This window comes from Alcanivorax sp. HI0044, from assembly GCF_001634945.1.
The window spans coordinates 1-759 of record NZ_LWEZ01000028.1; the positions used below are offsets into that span (position 1 = coordinate 1).

Genomic DNA, 759 nt, shown 5'->3' on the forward strand with positions numbered 1-759 from the left:
CCGAAGCCCGCGATATGCCGCTGGAACTGGCCTTGTTGCCAATCGTAGAAAGTGCTTTTGATCCCTTTGCTTACTCCCATGCCCGCGCGGCGGGGCCCTGGCAGTTTATTCCCTCCACCGGGGATTATTTCGGCATGCAGCGCACCTGGTGGGAAGACCAACGCCGGGACATCCTCAAGTCCACCAATGCCGCATTGGATTACCTGCAGCAGCTCTCCAGCCGCTTTGAGGGTGACTGGCTACTGGCGCTAGCCTCTTACAACGCCGGGGGCGGCACTGTATCGCGAGCCATCCGTCACAATAAAGAAGCCGGAAAGCCCACCGATTTCTGGAACCTGAACCTGCCCCGCGAAACCACCGCGTATGTCCCTAAATTACTGGCCATCGCCCAGATTGTCGGTGACCCGCAGGCCTACGGCGTCCCCCTCCACCCCATCGCCAACGAACCCTACTTCGCCACGGTAAAAACCGGCGGGCAAATCGACCTGGCCCAAGCCGCACGTTTGGCGGATATTTCTGTGGAAGAGCTCTACCTGCTCAACCCGTCCTATAATCGCTGGGCCACATCCCCGGATGGCCCCTTCCGGTTGTTAGTCCCTGTGGATCGGGCCGAGAATTTCCAGACGAAACTGGCCAGCCTGCCCAAAGACCAACGCATGCAGTGGGCCCGTTACGAAATTCGGCCCGGCGATAATCTGGGCGCCATTGCCCGCCAGTACCGCACGACCCCCCAGGTACTTCGCAACATTAACCACATGA

Annotated in this window: 1 protein-coding gene; it reads left to right on the forward strand. The window is 59.7% G+C overall.

The window, feature by feature from the left end:
* A partial coding sequence (locus tag A3730_RS00325) for a transglycosylase SLT domain-containing protein (protein ID WP_156500699.1) occupies positions 1-759 on the forward strand: 759 nt, incomplete at both ends.